The sequence below is a fragment of the Dolichospermum sp. LEGE 00246 genome, assembly GCF_015207865.1.
GTDB lineage: Bacteria > Cyanobacteriota > Cyanobacteriia > Cyanobacteriales > Nostocaceae > Dolichospermum > Dolichospermum heterosporum.
The window spans coordinates 1-17,000 of sequence record NZ_JADEWA010000005.1 but is presented as its reverse complement, the minus strand read 5'-3'; the positions used below and the strand labels follow the sequence as shown (position 1 = coordinate 17,000).

The window sequence follows — 17,000 nt, the reverse complement described above, 5'->3', positions numbered from 1 at the left end:
TTGCAGAAAACTGCATACCTTAACGAATATTCACTGATTAATTATCAAAAGGTGCAGTTCTATTAGATACTTAAATAATCTATATAAAAACTCTCCCTATGACAAAAAAATACAAATTAAACAAGAGTTTGCAATTAGGATTAGCAGGGTTATTAGGCTGGTTAATTGTCAGTATCTTCACGACTAAAACCCAAGCACAGCAAAGCAATATTGTCCCTGATAACACACTAGGGGCTGAATCCTCCCAAGTTATCGGTAACTTTCAGAAACTACCAATTGAAGTAATTACTGGTGGTGCAACTCGCCAAATCAATCTTTTTCACAGCTTCAAAGAATTTAATATCAGCGAAGGAAGAGCGGCGTATTTTTTCAGTCCCAGCGGAGATATCCAAAATATTCTGGCACGGGTGACAGGTACTAACCCTTCAGGAATTTTCGGGAAACTAGGAACATCTGGTAGTTCTAGTCCGAATTTATTTTTGATCAATCCCAATGGAATTGTGTTTGGAAAAAATGCTAGTTTAGATGTGCAGGGTTCATTTGTGGGGACAACTGCCAACGGTGTACAATTTGGTAATCAAGGTATTTTTAGTGCCACAAATCCCCAAGCCGCCCCATTATTAACTATTAATCCTTCCGTATTGCTATTTAATCAAATCCAAGCAAATGGGGGAATTATCAATCAATCCCAAGCACCCGCAGGAATGAATCCTATCGGTGAAAATGTGACGGGTTTGCGAGTTGCTGATCATAAAAGTTTGCTGCTGGTTGGTGGAAATATCAATCTAGATGGTGGGAGTATTCGCGCTTATGGGGGGAACATTGAGTTAGCAGGTTTGGCTGCACCGGGAAATGTGGAATTGAATATTACAGGTGATAATCTGAATTTAGTTATACCGGAGAATGTCGAACGCGCCGATGTTTCCCTGAATAATGGTGCAGAAGTCAATGTTCGCAGTGCGGGTGGTGGGAATATCAAAATTCAGGCTCGAAATGTCAACTTAGCAGGGCGAAGTATACTAAGAGCGGGAATAGCCACAGGTTTAGGTACTCCAGATAGTCAAGGTGGAGATATTACGATTAATGCGACAGCACAAACAAAGTTAATAGATAGTAGCTTCATCGCTAACGTAGTGCAAGAAAGAGCATTTGGTAAAGCTGGCGATATCAATATCAAATCTACCTCTTTTGCGCTAAGTAATGGTGCTTTCCTTAATGCTAGTATTTACGGACAGGGTAATGGTGGTAATATATCCATTCAAACATCAGATGCGGTTGAAATTAGCAGTAGCACCATAGCTAACAACATTGAATCTGGAGGTGTAGGTAATGGTGGTGAAATTAACATTACTGCTGGTTCACTTTCTTTGACAGATAACTCCGAAATCCAATCGCTGCTCCGAGGTGCTAATAATCAGCTACCAGGAGGACAGGGAAATGCAGGAAATGTAAATATCAACGTCCAAGGTGATATTAGTTTTCGGATTGCAAGACCAGACCAAGTTAACGGAATTAATTTCGGGGTAGGTGAGGGTGCAATAGGTAATGCTGGTAACGTTACTATTAATACAAGTTCCTTGGAAATAAACGATACTTCGGAAATTGGAGGGATCACGAGAGGAAAAGGTAATTCTGGTAATATTGTCATTAATGCTCGTAATAATATTTTTTTAGATGGTACAGTTGGTAATTTTTCTAGCAGGATTACTAATAATGTAGGATTCACTGGTGAAGGGAATGCAGGTAATATTCAAATCACGACAGGTACGCTAAAAGCTACCAATGAAGCTTTTATTAGTAGCAGTACATCGGGCAAAGGAAACGGGGGAAATATCAGCATTAATGCCCTTGATAATGTAGCTTTCGATAGCAATAGTTATGCTAGTAGTGATGTGTATCAGGGGGTAGGTGACGGAGGAAATATTTACATAAAAACGGGTTCACTCTCGTTAACTAACGGCGCTAATGTAACAACAATTTCATTAGGACAAGGTAATGCCGGAAATATTACCATTGAAGCCGCTGATAATGTTAACCTAGATGGAATTTCTTTTCCATCTGTCACTGGTTTACAAAGCAGTTTATTAACTGGAGGTGTAGGAAAAGGGGGGAATATTCAAATTACAACAGGATCACTTTTTGTGACTAATGGTGCCTCAATAGATAACAATACTGATGGTCTGGGAAATGCCGGAAATATCACTATTAATGCCCGCGATAATGTGACATTTTCAGGTTATGACAGCACAGGTATAAAAATTCCAGGTTATGACAGCACAATAAACCTTGTCAGTCGAGTATCAAGTTCCTCTGGTAGTAACGCGATAGGTAATGGTGGAGAGATTCGCATCACTGCGGCTAATTTGCTACTTAAAGATGGTGGAAACCTAGATACTGGAAATTATGGACAAGGAAATGGAGGTAATATCTTTCTTGATATTGGTAATACGATTACTTTAGATGGGATTGCTATTAATAATGGTTTACCTAGTTTGGTAACTGCAACAGCATACAATGGTAACGGCGGAAATGTTCAAATTGCAACAGGCTCGCTGTTTTTAACAAATGGCGGTGGAATATCTTCTAAAAATCTTGAAAGAAAAGGTAATTCTGGAAATATCAGCATCAATGCTCGTGATAGTGTCATCATTGATGGTGTCTTAAAAGATGTTACATCGAGTGCTGGTAAACGTGATATCCATAGTGGTTTATTTAGTTCATTAGAGAGTGGTGAAGGTAAAGGAGGTGACATCGAAATTACAACAGGGTCACTTGCTGTCACCAACGGTGCAATTATTAATGGAAGTACACAAGGACAGGGAAATGGCGGCAATATCACTATCAATGCCCGTGACACAGTAACTTTTGATAGTGGAGAAAATGGTTCACTTGTTGCAATAGGCACTTTTACAACAAGCAATAGCACTGGTAACGGTGGAAATATACGCATCAATGCCAAGGAGTTATTTATAAAGAATCATGTTGGTGTCGGCAATTTTAGTCAAGCTCAAGGTAAAGGAGGTGACATCGAAATTACAACAGGGTCACTAGCTGTCACTAATGGTGCATTCATTAGTGCAGGTACACAAGGACAGGGAAATGGGGGTAATATCACTATCAACGCCAGCGACACAATAACTTTGGACGGTGGGGAAAATAGTTTATATACTATAATAACGACTTCTACGATAGGAAATAGCATCGGCAACGCTGGCAATATCCGCATCAACGCCAAAGAGTTATTTGTCAAAAATGGTGGACAACTTACTGCTAGCAGTTACGGTAAAGGGAATGCTGGTAATATTTTTATTGAAACCAGCGATGCCATTACCTTTGAGCGAACCAATAGTAACAATTCTCTAACTCTAACTGGGGCATCTAGTTTTGCTACTACAAGCGGGAATGGTGGAAATATTCAAGTAAAAACAGGAACGCTGACTTTAAGAAATGGCGGTTCAATTCTCACCACTGCAAACCGAAATGCTGGAAATATAAATATTGATACCCGGGATGCTGTCATTATTGATGGTGTTAGTGGCAATAATTTCACGAGTGGCGCTTTTAGTTATTTGTCTACTGGAGGTATTGGCAAAGGTGGAGATATCCAAATAACAACCAATTCTTTAACACTACGCAATGGTGTACAACTTGCTGCTAGCAGTTACGGTAAAGGGAATGCAGGTGACATTACAGTTAATGCTAGAGATGCTATTAGTATTGATGGTGTCGGTAAAAATGGAAGTTTCAGCGCTGCTTTTACTACCTTAGAAGGTGAAGCTGAGGGCAGAGGAGGCAATATTAACCTAACAACAGGTTCTTTATTTTTAACCAACGGTGGAACAGTGAATGCTAGTACCTTTGCTAGAGGTGATGGGGGTAATATCACCATTGATGCAGATCGCATTTTCATTGACGGTTTTAGCAGGATTGGCAATACAATTTTTTTAAGCGGTATTTTTAGTGTAGTTAGTCCAACATCTGTGGGCAATGCAGGTAATATTAATCTGACAACAGATTCTTTCTCTTTAAGTAATAGTGGACGAGTAAGTACCAGCAGTCTTGGGCAAGGGAAAGCCGGAGATATTAATATTAATTCTGGTTCTACAACACTTGATAACTACGCTTTGATTGCCGCAAGAACCAACTCTGGTGATGGTGGAAATATCAATTTAACTGCTAATAATCGTTTAATATTGCGTGGCGGTAGCGGAATTTCTACCACCGCAGGTACAGCGCAATCAGGTGGCGATGGTGGTAACATCAATATCAATTCCCGATTTATCGTTGCCATCCCCAAAGAAAACAGCGACATCACAGCCAACGCCTTTACAGGAACAGGTGGAAACGTCGAAATCTATTCTCAAGGGATCTTTGGTATCGAGTCGCGTCCAAAGCTAACTGAAAAAAGTGATATTACAGCGAGTTCGGAACAAGGCGTTGCCGGTGTGATTAACATTAACGTCCCCGATACCAGTTCCATCCAAAACAGCTTCACGGAATTATCTCCAGTCATTGACACCAACTCACTCATCGCCAATAGTTGCATTTCTCGCGGTACTAAACGACAAGAAAACTCTTTTACCATCACAGGTTCTGGTGCTTTGACTACTAATCGTCCTGGGGTTGCGGTTTCTACCTACACGACTGGTGAGGTGAGAGGTGTGGAAACTACATCGCGTCCCTGGAAGAAAGGCGACCCAATTATCGAACCGCAAGGTATGTATCGCTTGGATAATGGTCAGTTGTTATTGAGTCGAGGATGTTCTGAATAATTTCATAGATTTAGATCCCCAACTTTTTGAATTTTGTCTGACTGTTAATCACCAAATTTGTTAAGTGACACTACAGTTTTCTGCAATTTTTAATACTAGATGCTGCACCTGTTGGTGGTAAATCCTGCATCTTGATCAGCATAAATGGTGAAGGAATAATTTTCACATTTTTTTTATCCTGTAATAAATAGACAAAAAAGCTGAACAGCAAAACAGTTCAACAATTTGTCATTAGGAGAAAAATTATGTTCAAAAGAATGATTACATCCTTAGTAGCATCTGTAGGTTTATTTACCCTCAATGCTAACCCTGTACTAGCAGAAAGAGCAGTTAATTTTAGAAACTCTAAAACCCTTTATCCATCAACTTGTAATATTGTGTTCGGAGATCAAAAATATAGTTGTACTTCTACTGTGTTAGGTACTTTTGATAATGCCAGTGCCAATATTAAGTTATGCTCATCAAAATATTGTTTCATCCTCATTGTGAATCCTACCCAATTTGTTAATGCTGCCAGTGGTGAATATTTCTATGTTGACCAAATGTCATGGCAAGAAGGTAATTATATCACTCGCACATGGAATGTATCTCTAAGCTGTGGGTTGAATTCGGGAATAGGATGTGTGGGAACATCAGAAGATGGTAGAGCGATCGCCCTCTATACAGAGTAGTTTTTTATTTATATCTATTGTTAAAATGGTTGATAGCGCACTGAAAAATTAAAACCATTATCTTGTAACGAAGTTCCGCGATTCCTAGGTCGCGCTTCGCTACCGCTTGTCCCAATAAAAGGTATACCATAGTCTGCACGCAATACCAAACCGCTAAAAGGTTGCCAATTCACGCCCAACCCCATACTAGCAATGGTTTGTGGGTCAGCACTAATCCCGCCATTATTCCAAGCTGTACCCATGTCAAAAAATGGTATTAGCTGTAATGTTTCCACACTTGATGTCAAGGGAATACGAATTTCGACTCCTCCCACTACCCCATTATCAGCAACAAGTTGATTTTGACGATAACCGCGCACTGTGTCCACTCCCCCAAGACTAATTTTTTCCAGTGAAAGTAAGGAATTAGGAGTAAGTTGAGTGTTAACTTTAGACAGCATCAAGATCCGGGGAGATAGCCGTTGTACCCATTGAAATTGTCCCACCCAGGCGAAAAAACGCCCATCAGTACCACTATCATTGACGGTTGCATCAATTGCATCAATACCAACACTAAATTGCGATCGCGCCGCTAGAACACTGTTAGTATTACGTTGTAACCAATCTTGCGAAAAGCGAATTACCGTAACTTTTGATTTCCCGTCTTCTGGTCCTGGGGTAAAGGAGAAGGGAATATCATTGAGGATAAAGGTTTGACTTTTCCGTAAATCGAATGCTAGACCTAGAGCCAATTCATTATTTGGTGTGTGGGTTAGCGGTTGACGAAGGTTAAAAGAAAGGGTTTCCCCTGCGCTGCGGATATCCAAATCACGGAATTTGCTTTCAATAATCCGGCTACCACTGTTGCTGTAGCGGACACCAATAGTTCCATCTAAAGCGTTAAAGGGAAAAGAATAACCGACATTATAATTATCTAAACCTTCAGTAAACGCATATTCCCCACTGAATTTATCCCCAAATCCCAAAAAATTATCGTGAGCAATAAAAACACTTCCTTGTTTTGAACCAACACTAGGTGATTGGTTATTAGCAAAGGTAATCCCTGCATGGAATCCTGGCGATTCAGTAATTTTCACCTGTAAAATATTGCTACCAGGGGTGCTACCTGCGGTTAATTCAGCATTAACTCGTTCAATAACAGGGTCAATTTGTAATAATTGCAATGCTTGTTCGAGTCTTTTTTGGTTTAAAGGCTTACCTGCAAGCCGTTCAATCCGGGAACGCACGTATCCAGGTTGTAATCTTTCTAAACCTAAAATTGTAATTCCTTCAAGTTCGCCTTCTATAACTTGGATTTGCACGATACCATTAGCGATATCTTGATTGTTGGGAATAAATGCACCACTGGTGATATAGCCATTATCAACATAAAGTTTGGTGATTTGCGATCGCAATTGTAATAACTGTTCAAACGTAATATTTTTATTTTCTAAAGGCTGTTTTAACTTGATGATTTCATCTTTTAAAACAGAGTATCCTTGGACTTGGATTTCTTTGACAAAGAAACTTTCACCACTAGGAAAAGCCGTATCGGGTAGATTTTCCTGTGGGAGTGATGGGAGTATGGGAACAGTGGGTATAGGTGGTGTGGGAGGAAGGGTTGGTAATGGTGATGGTTGAGGAATCGTTTCTTCCACTTTCCCTGGTGTATCAGGGGGAATTATCACTCCCGAAGGGGGTGTTGATTGTGCAAATACTGCGAGTGGAGTAATAGTGATGCAGGTAAGTAAGATTAAAAAAAGGTGTGGAAACCGAAAGTAAGAAACCATTGTTTATCTAAGATTTGTAAAGGTCATCATTTTTCATTGGTCAGGATTGGTCAGGATTTTAGATATATTTATACTTCATTATACACTTAACGAAACCGTATTGCACTAATCACCATCACACTTTGATAGATGATTTCTGTTTAACAACTTCGATTCAAGATTAATTAATTGCCCATTGGGTAAATGATACAATCCTTGTGGTTCAATTATTGGGTCGCCTTTTTGCCAAATGACTTTTTGCAGATGATGAGCTTGATTCGTAAGTAATTGACCTGGGAGAAATTAAAATACAATCCATGATAAGTAGGTGAACAGAAAAATTTAAGGGTATGTAACGATATGTAAAGTTGTCTCAATGAGGGATTCTGATTGAGTTTCAGCCATTTTACAAAACGCAATATCTCTAGTTTTTATTTTGTTCACCTACTTACTACTGATGGGAATATTTTTTATAATTTCAGAAAAGTCAAGCTTGGAGCATTATTCAATAATATTAACTATAGGACTGTTTTAATTGCATAAAACTGTACACTTTTGAAAATTTCAGTTTTTTCTACTGATTTCTGGTAATTTAAATAATAAAAGTTCAATACAGCAACTTTCATCGGTCAAACCCTCTTGATAAAAGGCTTTGTGATTAAAGTTGGTATCTCATTTACCTGCAATATTGTGTAAATATTTTTTCTGTGTCTATGAATATGAAAAAAAATCTAAATAAATATCTCAAAATATTTCTCTCTGCGCGTCTGTGGATACAATTGTTGCATCAGATAGAAAACCTCTGCAAAAGGCTAATTTATTTTTCTACTCAGCAACACCAAAAACTAAATCGGCATCACAGATTTATTAAAATATTATTTTTGATGACTTTAGTGATATCTCTTTTATTTGGACAAGTTGTATCTGCACAAACTCCAAATGTTAATGCACTAATTGAACAAGGAATCAAAGATTATAATACCGGAAATTTTCTTAATGCTATAAAAAGTTGGCAAGAGGCACTAAAACAGGATAAAAATAATCCCTCAGTGACTGCGGTTGTCAATGAAAATTTGGCGCGTGCCTACCAACAAATAGGAGAAAATAAAGCAGCAATTGTCTCGCTATCGGCGGCAATTCGTGACTATGATGCGGTGAAAAATATCCAGCAAGTTGGACGCATGAAATCAGAACTGGCTCAAGTTTACAGCAATTTGGGACAACCTCGTAAAGCGATCGCACTTTTGTGTGGTCAACTGTTAGATAAATCAAAAATATCGCCGAATCAACCAAGTCAAGAAATAAAATGCACTCCAGAAAGTGCTGAACAAATCGCCACTAAATACAACGACAAACGCGGACAAGTTGCGGCCTTGGGTATTCTCGGTGAGGCATATCGCTCACTTGGAAATTACGACCAAGCAATTAAGTATTTAGATACAGCTAAACAAGTTTCTCCAGAATATAATTTTTTGGTGTTAAATAGTTTGGGCAATGCTTACAAAAGTCGCGGTCAATTGCGAGATTTACAAGCTGATTCGGCAGATAAAGCTGGTCTTTCTAGTAAGAAAGAAGAATTTTTTAAAAAGTCACAAGAAGATTACAGAAAAGCCCATCAATATTTTCAGAATAGTATAAAATTCGCGCGCAATCAAAAACAATCTTTAGCAGAAATGCGAGGATTATTAAATTTAATTCAGTTAGCTTCTCAAACAAATAAGTATGAAATTATTGATGATCAGGAGTTTAACAAAAATCTCAAGTATGCTTTAGTAGTTCTTGAAAATTTGCCCGATTCAGCTACAAAAGTTTATGGGGCAATTGATTTAGCATATTTACAGCGCGATGCTAAAGGAACTTCACCCTTTACATCCTGTCCAAATCAGTTGGTTTTATCTGGGAATAATGAATCATTGAATTTGCTCGAAAACGCAGTATTAACAAGTAAAAAATTACCAGATAATCGCCTGATTTCTTATGCTAATGGTGCTTTAGGTCATTACTGGGAATGTCGGTCAGATTATGAAAAGGCATTAAAATACACCCAAACTGCTATTGTCGCAGCGGATCACAAGATGAGTGCCAAAGATAGTTTATATTTGTGGGAATGGCAAGCTGGAAGGATTTTAGATCAACAAAGTCGCAAAGAAGAAGAGATTGCATCTTATCAACGAGCATTTGATATCCTGGAAGATATCCGCAGCAATATTTTAACCGCTGAACGAGATGTCCAGTTTGACTTCCGCGATGTTGTGCAGCCATTGTACCAGACATTGGCACAGTCGCGGCTCGATTTGCTCGGAATTGGGGCAATTACAGATGAACAACGTGCCAAGGAATTATCAAAAGTAGTTAACACCATTGATGCTTTGAAACTGGCAGAATTACAGAATTATTTTGGCAATGATTGCATTTTAAGTGCGTTGAATCCTAAACAGGTCGGGGAAATTCTCAAAGATAATAGTGTGGCATTTCAGAATACTGCATTTTTGAGTTCCATAATTTTAAAGGACAAAACCGGGATATTATTGCAATTACCCAATCAGATCACCAAATTTAAGTGGATTGAAGACCCCAATCAAGAAGGTGACAAAATAGTTAGCAGGGATGGATTGGAGAAAAAAATTACCGAGTTTCGCAAAGGATTAATCACAACCGGAAAAATTAACTACGATAAAACCACTGCGGCACAACTTTATGATTGGATAATTCGTCCCTTTGCTGAGGATATTAAACCTGACAAAATTAAAACCCTTGTGTTTATTCAAGATGAATTTTTGCGGAGTGTGCCAATGGCAGCACTTTATGATCATCAAGAAAAGAAATACTTGGTGGAAACCTACGCAGTTGCCACAACTCCTAGTTTACGATTAACTGCACCGAAAGTAAGTTATCGACGGCAGCAAAAGACGTTAATTTTGGGTTTAACAAAAGAATCTAAAATTGATGGTAAGAGTTTTAATCAGCTTTCTTGGGTTCCCAAAGAAGTTAGTGTAGTTGAAAGTATATTCCCTAATCATACTGCTCTGATTGACGATAATTTTAGCACCGAAAGCTTTGGGCAAAAACTTGAGAAAACCACATATCCCATTGTCCATATTGCTAGTCACGCTCAATTTGGCATCATTCCTGAAGATACTTTTATTGTCACCGGTCAAAACCAAAAACTTACCATTAGCCAATTAGAAAACTCTTTACGAAACCTCAACAGTAAATCAGATAGTGTCGAACTATTGACCCTAACTGCTTGTAAAACAGCGGTTGGTGATGACCGATCTACGTTAGGATTAGCTGGAGTGGCTTTACAAGTTGGCGTTAAAAGTGCGATCGCCTCTTTGTGGAGTATCCAAGATGACTCAACATCTGAACTGGTGAAAACATTTTACACCAACTACCGTAATGATGGCATGAGTATTGCCCAGGCTTTACAAACAGCCCAAATGAGAATGATTAATGCTAAGAAATTACCAATCAATGACAAGTATGATCACCCCGGATATTGGGCTGCAATGATTGTGATTGGTAATTGGCTTTGAAACAGATCCTATAGCATTTCCTAGTCTAATGAAGTACAAAATTATCTGCGTTTATCTGCGTCCATCTGCGTTTAATTATTACTGCTTGTACCTCACTTGAATGGGAATTGCTATAACTTTAAGGAGTGCTAGAAATTTGTTGGAGATATTTGATTCGTTCCTGAATCTTGGCGATTTCTGGTTTTTCACCAATGAGGATTTCTGACTCTGCCAGGTCTTTAATTAAAGTTGCCCCCAATTGCCCCAGTTTACCATTATCAGTTGCTGATAATGCTTTTTCTAGAGCTTCATACCAAAGTTCCTTTTCGGCATAATAATTTACGCTTTTTGAAATGCCAGTAAATTGGTTTTTGGCGAATGATTGAGGATTGATGACAGTAAATTCTGCTGCACTATTAATAATCGGCTCGTTTTCGCATTCAATTTCAATTTGCCATAAATATGTTTTACCTACTGTGAGTTCAGGGTAATTAAGGGGAAGTTTTAATTTGTTAATTCCAACTGTTGTGGGTATTTTTTGATCTTGCCCAATTTGTTGAAGGGTGTTAGCTGAATCAAATTCAAAGAGTCGAAATTGCACGGTTTCGGAGCTTGACATATACCAAGCTAACATTGGTCGTGTAGAAGCAGTTTTACTGATAAATGTCTGAGGTGCAAGTTGTGTCAAAGGGATACCACCATTATTTGCACATCCACGGCTACCACTTGCACGGGAATATTCACTGGCTGGTGTGCGATCGCGTGGTTTAAACTTAGCAAAGGCAGGGAATACAGTCAGGAGAAAAACTCCTCCCACAACTAAGCTTGTGAGTCTGCGTTGATTTTGCCAAGATGCAAAATGTTTATAAGTCATGGTGATGTTGTTAAGTTTTATTTTTTACCATTTTACTTCATAAGTTCCCAAGTAAGTTCACATATAGTCCCGCGCGGAGAAAGGGATTCACGTTGAAAGTTTCCTTTTAATTGTTTAGCGATTAGTTTAAAATCTTTTGTTCCTTGATTTTCTATTTGCGATTTAATTCCTGAGCCATTATCTTTAATTGATAGTTTATATTTGTTTGTACTATAAATTAGTGATGCTTCAACACACTTGACCCCTTGGGCGTGTTTGCCAACATTACACAAAGCTTCTTCCAAAAAAAGACAAATTGCGCGTTTATCTTCTTTACTTAAATATTGATCATCAATTGGTTCAAAATCCCGGCTAGGAATAATTTTTCTGTTGATAAAATATTCCAAATCTGTACGTTTTAAGGTACTAGAATAAACTTCATATAATAAAGTGTGAAGTGGTTGATTTAAGTCTAGTATCAATCCACTACCTAAACGTAACCGATCTTCTGTGGTTAATGCTTCGAGTTTGAGATATTCGCCAATTTCTCGAATTTCCTGATCGAGTTTTTTAAATTGTTCTAGCAATTGCTTATGGGGGATATCTTTAGCTTGCAGAAGTTTTAATCCATAAGAAAGCGTTTGCAGTGGTCCATTATGAATGATGGTAAAAGTGTGATCAATGGTGTTTTGACGTTCCTTAATTTGCGATCGCAAGAATTTATCATGCTGGTAAAATGCAAAAGCACTCAAACCAACTCCATTCACAGCTAATATTAGCAAACTAGATACTACAGGAATCCATATACCCCACACCCACAGCATCACATACCCGCAGCTAAACAAACAAAAACCAGCGACACCTACACTCAGTAGATTCTTCCACACAGATTGGGTCAGCCGCCCAATAATAATCGGTACAATACCCCAAATAAATATCCATGTGTACTCTCCTATCTCTCCCCAACTGTGTAACATTGGTCGGTTATCTATCACGGTACTCAGGATTTGGCTAATCACATGAGCGTGATAATCAATGCCATAAATTTGACCACTTGGTTTTAAGTTAGACAAGGCAGATGTATAAACAATATCACCTACACTCGGATTACGGTTGCCAACTAAGACAATGCGATCGCGCAACAATTTTGCATCAACTTTCCCATTGAGAACATCGCGTAACGAGACAAAATGAAAAGGTTTCTCACTGTTGCGAAAGCTCATTAAAATTGACAATCCGCCATCATCAACACCAACGTATCCGCCAAAATTCCGGGTAATTCGGGGTAATTCAATTCCCCGAATCATGATTGTATTCGGGTCATGTTTTCCCGTTTCTAACTCAATTCCTTGGGATTTTAAGTATTTAATAACTAACTGCAACGCTAAAGAATATTTATCTTCATAGATATTTTTAGGATTAGATGTATACAATAAGTAGCGTCGATTTTTACCATCCGCATCATTACGTAAATCGGCAAATCCCACGCGTTCTACTGGCAAACTTTGGGGTGGTGAAATTACTCCGGGTAGTAAAATTTTTTCAATCCCAATAATATTAGGATTTGAGCGTAATACTTGCGCTAGTTGTTCACCACCAGGTTCAACAGGAACATTTTTGAACATATCCAGCCCAATTGCTTGCGGTTGATAAGTTTCCAACTTAGTGAGTAACTTGGCAATCTTCTCATCTGGAACTGGGTATTGTCCAACCCATTGAATATCCTCTTCATCAATACCCACAATTACTATCCGTTCATCACGTTTTTCTGCCGGACGTAGACGTAACATCGTATCGAAAAGCATCCATTCCCAAGATTGCATTCCTCCAGCTATCCGGATCAATATCACTACAATCAGCACTATAATTCCAGGACGTGCAGCCAGCGCCCACAACCCAAATTCTTGGCCAATGCGATTCCAAATTCTCCTGCTCATATTCTATTTTTCTTGCTCCCTTACTCCCGGTTCGCCCATTTAAAATCGAGTTACAAAAAAGCTGAACGATTTAATCAGGGTTTTCGGCTTTGATAAAAATGTACTACCCTACAGACTTTATGCGATAGCGAAGCGCTGCTGCAAGCAGTTCGCATAAAAATAGAGTTTTAGCGCCGGATGTGGTAGTTCAAGCTAAATTTCGGGAAATCGCTAAAACCATTACGACACCTGGATTTCTTGTTTTTTTGGCAATTTCTCGAACTCCAAAAAAAATGAGCGAACCGGGAGCCCTTACTTACACATTGATAAGAGTCAGATCCCCGACTTCTTTAAGAAGTCGGGGATCTTGTTGTTCATATTAATCAATTAAACCTTCTTCACTAGCACGAATTTTGGTTTGCATTCGCATATTCTTACCATTTTGCCGACAATCTTCAGGATACACCCCTAAAACATCCTGAATTTTCGTCCAGTAAGTACGAACTGCTCGTTCTGATTTATACATTCGTTCGGCGATCGCCTTATCTGTCAAACTCTCTTCAAAAGCCAACCGCAACACCTCCAACCATTCCGGTTTGAGTTCTATCCCCGTGTTGATATCTCTTGTGTGAGTTGCACCATGAAGTGCCACATTAACCCGCATTAGCATTTCCGATTCGGGTAATCCTTTGTCTGCGATCGCAAACCCACCTTGATGATGATCAATCTCATGTTTGATCCGGATTAACGCTCTTACATAACTACTTTGCACCATGAAATTTTGCTCGGGATATTTTTTAAGCAAAGTTTGTAACAGATTAATTCCACTATCACTTTTTGCTGTTTCCCCTGGTTGAGTGGGAATTGATAAATCCATCACAATCAGTCCAAACTGATGACATTGCAGTTGAAAAAGTGTCTCTTTTACTGTTTGAGCCTTAATAATAAAAGCTTCTGGATATTCTCGATTTAGTATATCGAACGTGCCAGTCAAAATTAATTGATGGTCATCGACAACAAGAATATGCAGCTTTTTTTCCTCTGATAAACTTCCATCAACGTGATGTTCTTTCAAACTTATTTTTACCATGTTGTTACTATATTCGTCCAAATTATAGGTTTCTTTCAGTTTTACTGAAAAATTCCTGTGTGACTTGAATCATAAAATGAGCTTTTAGCTCAAAATATGCTTCACAAAGTAGATGTTTATTTTATAGCGGTATGCACTTGAATAAGATACATCATAAGCCCCCTCCTCGCACCCCCTCAATCCCCCCGATGCGGGGGCAAGAAAAGGATAAACCTTTGATATTGGAGGGGGTTGGGGGTGGGGTTATTGTATCTCACTCAACAAAAGAACCGCTATATACTTCAAAAAAGCAGTCAAAGTAGAAAAATAATTTTTTGATTTTTGAACTATACGTAGGGTGGGCAATGCCCACCCTACACTACTTACTATTTTATGGCTACGCCACGCAAGCTATCAGGAATCATTTAGGATTGATATATATAGATTATTTAAGTATCTAATAAAACTGCACCTTTAGATCATAAATAAACAAATTTTCATTGAAGTATGCAGTTTTCTGCAAATAAACAGGCAGAAAAGGTGAATACGTCGCTTGAATATATCGGATATCGTATAACTCATACGCTTTAGTAAAACTACTGAATACTAGCTAGTATCTTACGTTAAAAGTCAGGAAATTACCCACTTAAAATTTTTACAAGTAATTACATATCTTATAAGGATGTAAAAACGATGCAAAGATTAACTTCTGATGAGATTGTGAAAAAAGCACCATCTATTATCCCTAACATCTTCAACCAAGAAAGCCCAAAACAACCTCTTAATGAGGGCGAGAAAGAGGACAACAACGAGCCACCGCCTAGTCTACCTAACGCATGGATTTACGATGGACGACCTGATGCCGTTGATGACTTGGGAATTGTGGTTAGCTCGTGATATTGTTACCGATAATCCTCTCCCTTGGCAGAAGTCTCTAGATAATTTGAATAATTTGACCCCTGGAAGAGTTGCTCAATCTATTGGTGGAGTTTTTGCGGCCATTGGTACTCCCGCCTCTGCAACCAAACCTCGCGGAAAGTCTCCTGGTTGGCAACCAGGAAAAAAGCGTCACCGTAAAAACCTAAAAAATAGGTGGAATGAACTAGAATCAAGTGATAATCCCTTTGCTATCATAGTAATGGCGCATTTAAAAACCAAAGCCACCACAGGTAATTTAGCAGAACGGGAACAGTGGAAATGGACATTAATTAGGGGACTTTACGAGCGAGGCTTAACAAAAGAAAAAATTGTTAACCTTTTTAAGATAATTGATAAAATGATGACATTGCCCAAAGAATTGCAACAGGGATTAGTCACTAAAATTAAACATTAGACATCTCCGAAAATAGTCAAAGTCGCTTTGTGACTAGCTTTTAAGCTGCATTTTCAAATATTGCAGATTAGCTAGTTAATACGATAAAATAGGAGTTAATACGATAAAATAGGTGTTTGAGATATTTATTGATAGTAACAAGGCAAAAAGATGTAGTTATGTGCATGAATTTTAAACTGATAGTACAGGGGTTATTTCTGCTGGTAATATGAGTGAACCAATTCGTAATCTAACTAATCGACAAATTGTTAAAATTACCTGTTCATACTTTTTAGGTTTTAACCTAAATCTTTCTCGAACAACTCGAAATATTTTTATAGAACGAATTCTGTGTTCAACAAATACTCGTTTAGATGCAAATTCCGTATTTTCTTTTTTTTGGTCTGTTGTTAATTTTCCATTTCTTGGTCTTTTAATTGGAGTGTCAATTAAATCTTCTCCTTTATAACCTAAATCTCCCTTAAATTTTTGTTTTGGGTCAAAGTTATCGCGGTTTTCTCGAAATAAAGTTATATCACTTTTTGGTCCAGGTTCACCAGCTATAATATCAACAATATCGCTGGCATCTGGCAAGATAATTATTTGACTTTTAAATGTATGTTTACTTTCTTTACCAGAGTAATATTTTTCTTGCTCTTCATTGTCTCCAGGTCTTTCCCTGACCTGTTCATAGCTATCTACAATTAACTCATACTCTGTGAGTATCTCTTTAACTACCTCATAGTCAGATTCTTTTTTTTTACTTGTTCTATTAAACTAGATGGTAATAACTCTCTCAATAGTGGCAACCAATAATTAAATGTACTATTTGCTGTAGATTCACTTACACCAAACTGAATACCCAGAAGTTGAAATGTAGTTAGATGTCTGAGATAAACCAAAGTCAAAATTATTTGTTCTGGGAGCGATAATTTAGGTTTCCTACCACCTCCACCTGCAATGATTCTAGTTTTATTTGATTCTAATAAATCTTGTTTTTCATTGTGTAATTGTTCGAGATTTTGAATTAATTTTTGTAGCTGCTCATAATCTAGACCAATTAATCTTTGTGTTTCTTTATGATTCTCTTCAATGTGATTCAGTATTAAACTCATATTTTCCTGTTGAAAACTAATTATTATAT

At 38.0% G+C, this 17,000-nt stretch carries 9 protein-coding genes and 2 pseudogenes; 5 read left to right on the top strand and 6 right to left on the bottom strand.

The annotated features are described in order from the left end of the window. Window positions 1–98 precede the first annotated feature (98 nt). Window positions 99–4,772, top strand: coding sequence for an S-layer family protein (locus IQ228_RS00655; protein ID WP_193961945.1), 4,674 nt, complete (start codon window positions 99–101; stop codon window positions 4,770–4,772). A gap of 245 nt (window positions 4,773–5,017) precedes the next feature. Next, window positions 5,018–5,443, top strand: coding sequence for a hypothetical protein (locus tag IQ228_RS00650; RefSeq protein WP_193961944.1), 426 nt, complete (start codon window positions 5,018–5,020; stop codon window positions 5,441–5,443). 20 nt (window positions 5,444–5,463) lie between these two features. On the opposite strand, the gene IQ228_RS00645 is transcribed toward IQ228_RS00650, so the two are convergent. After that, window positions 5,464–7,212: a ShlB/FhaC/HecB family hemolysin secretion/activation protein gene (locus tag IQ228_RS00645; RefSeq protein WP_193961943.1), complete on the bottom strand. Its 1,749-nt coding sequence runs from the start codon at window positions 7,210–7,212 to the stop codon at window positions 5,464–5,466. An 863-nt stretch (window positions 7,213–8,075) separates the two neighbouring features. Here IQ228_RS00645 and IQ228_RS00640 point away from each other — a divergent pair. Further along, window positions 8,076–10,727 (top strand): CHAT domain-containing protein, encoded by a 2,652-nt coding sequence (locus IQ228_RS00640; RefSeq protein WP_228043617.1) that lies wholly within the window; start codon window positions 8,076–8,078, stop codon window positions 10,725–10,727. A 118-nt stretch (window positions 10,728–10,845) separates the two neighbouring features. Here IQ228_RS00640 and IQ228_RS00635 read toward each other — a convergent pair whose 3' ends face one another. The 3 genes from IQ228_RS00635 to IQ228_RS00625 form a co-directional block, all read right to left on the bottom strand. Next, window positions 10,846–11,580: a DUF928 domain-containing protein gene (locus IQ228_RS00635; RefSeq protein WP_193961941.1), complete on the bottom strand. Its 735-nt coding sequence runs from the start codon at window positions 11,578–11,580 to the stop codon at window positions 10,846–10,848. Between the two features lie 32 nt (window positions 11,581–11,612). Next, window positions 11,613–13,496 carry a CHASE2 domain-containing protein gene (locus IQ228_RS00630; RefSeq protein ID WP_193961940.1) on the bottom strand — a complete coding sequence of 628 codons (1,884 nt, stop codon included), beginning with the start codon at window positions 13,494–13,496 and terminating at the stop codon, window positions 11,613–11,615. Between the two features lie 358 nt (window positions 13,497–13,854). Further along, on the bottom strand, window positions 13,855–14,565 hold the full coding sequence (locus tag IQ228_RS00625; RefSeq protein ID WP_193961939.1) for a response regulator transcription factor: 711 nt from the start codon (window positions 14,563–14,565) through the stop codon (window positions 13,855–13,857). Between the two features lie 832 nt (window positions 14,566–15,397). Between IQ228_RS00625 and IQ228_RS27250 the strand changes: the two are divergent. Further along, window positions 15,398–15,625, top strand: a pseudogene (locus IQ228_RS27250) (transposase); the annotation flags it as partial. Between the two features lie 3 nt (window positions 15,626–15,628). Continuing rightward, window positions 15,629–15,871: pseudogene (locus IQ228_RS27245) on the top strand (hypothetical protein); the annotation flags it as partial. A 177-nt stretch (window positions 15,872–16,048) separates the two neighbouring features. Here the strand turns inward: IQ228_RS27245 and IQ228_RS26310 are convergent. Both IQ228_RS26310 and IQ228_RS26305 read right to left on the bottom strand, forming a co-directional pair. After that, window positions 16,049–16,561: a transposase family protein gene (locus tag IQ228_RS26310; RefSeq protein ID WP_370566790.1), complete on the bottom strand. Its 513-nt coding sequence runs from the start codon at window positions 16,559–16,561 to the stop codon at window positions 16,049–16,051. Window positions 16,562–16,590: 29 nt separating this feature from the next. Then, a partial coding sequence (locus tag IQ228_RS26305; protein WP_228043616.1) for a transposase family protein occupies window positions 16,591–17,000 on the bottom strand: 410 nt, incomplete at its 5' end.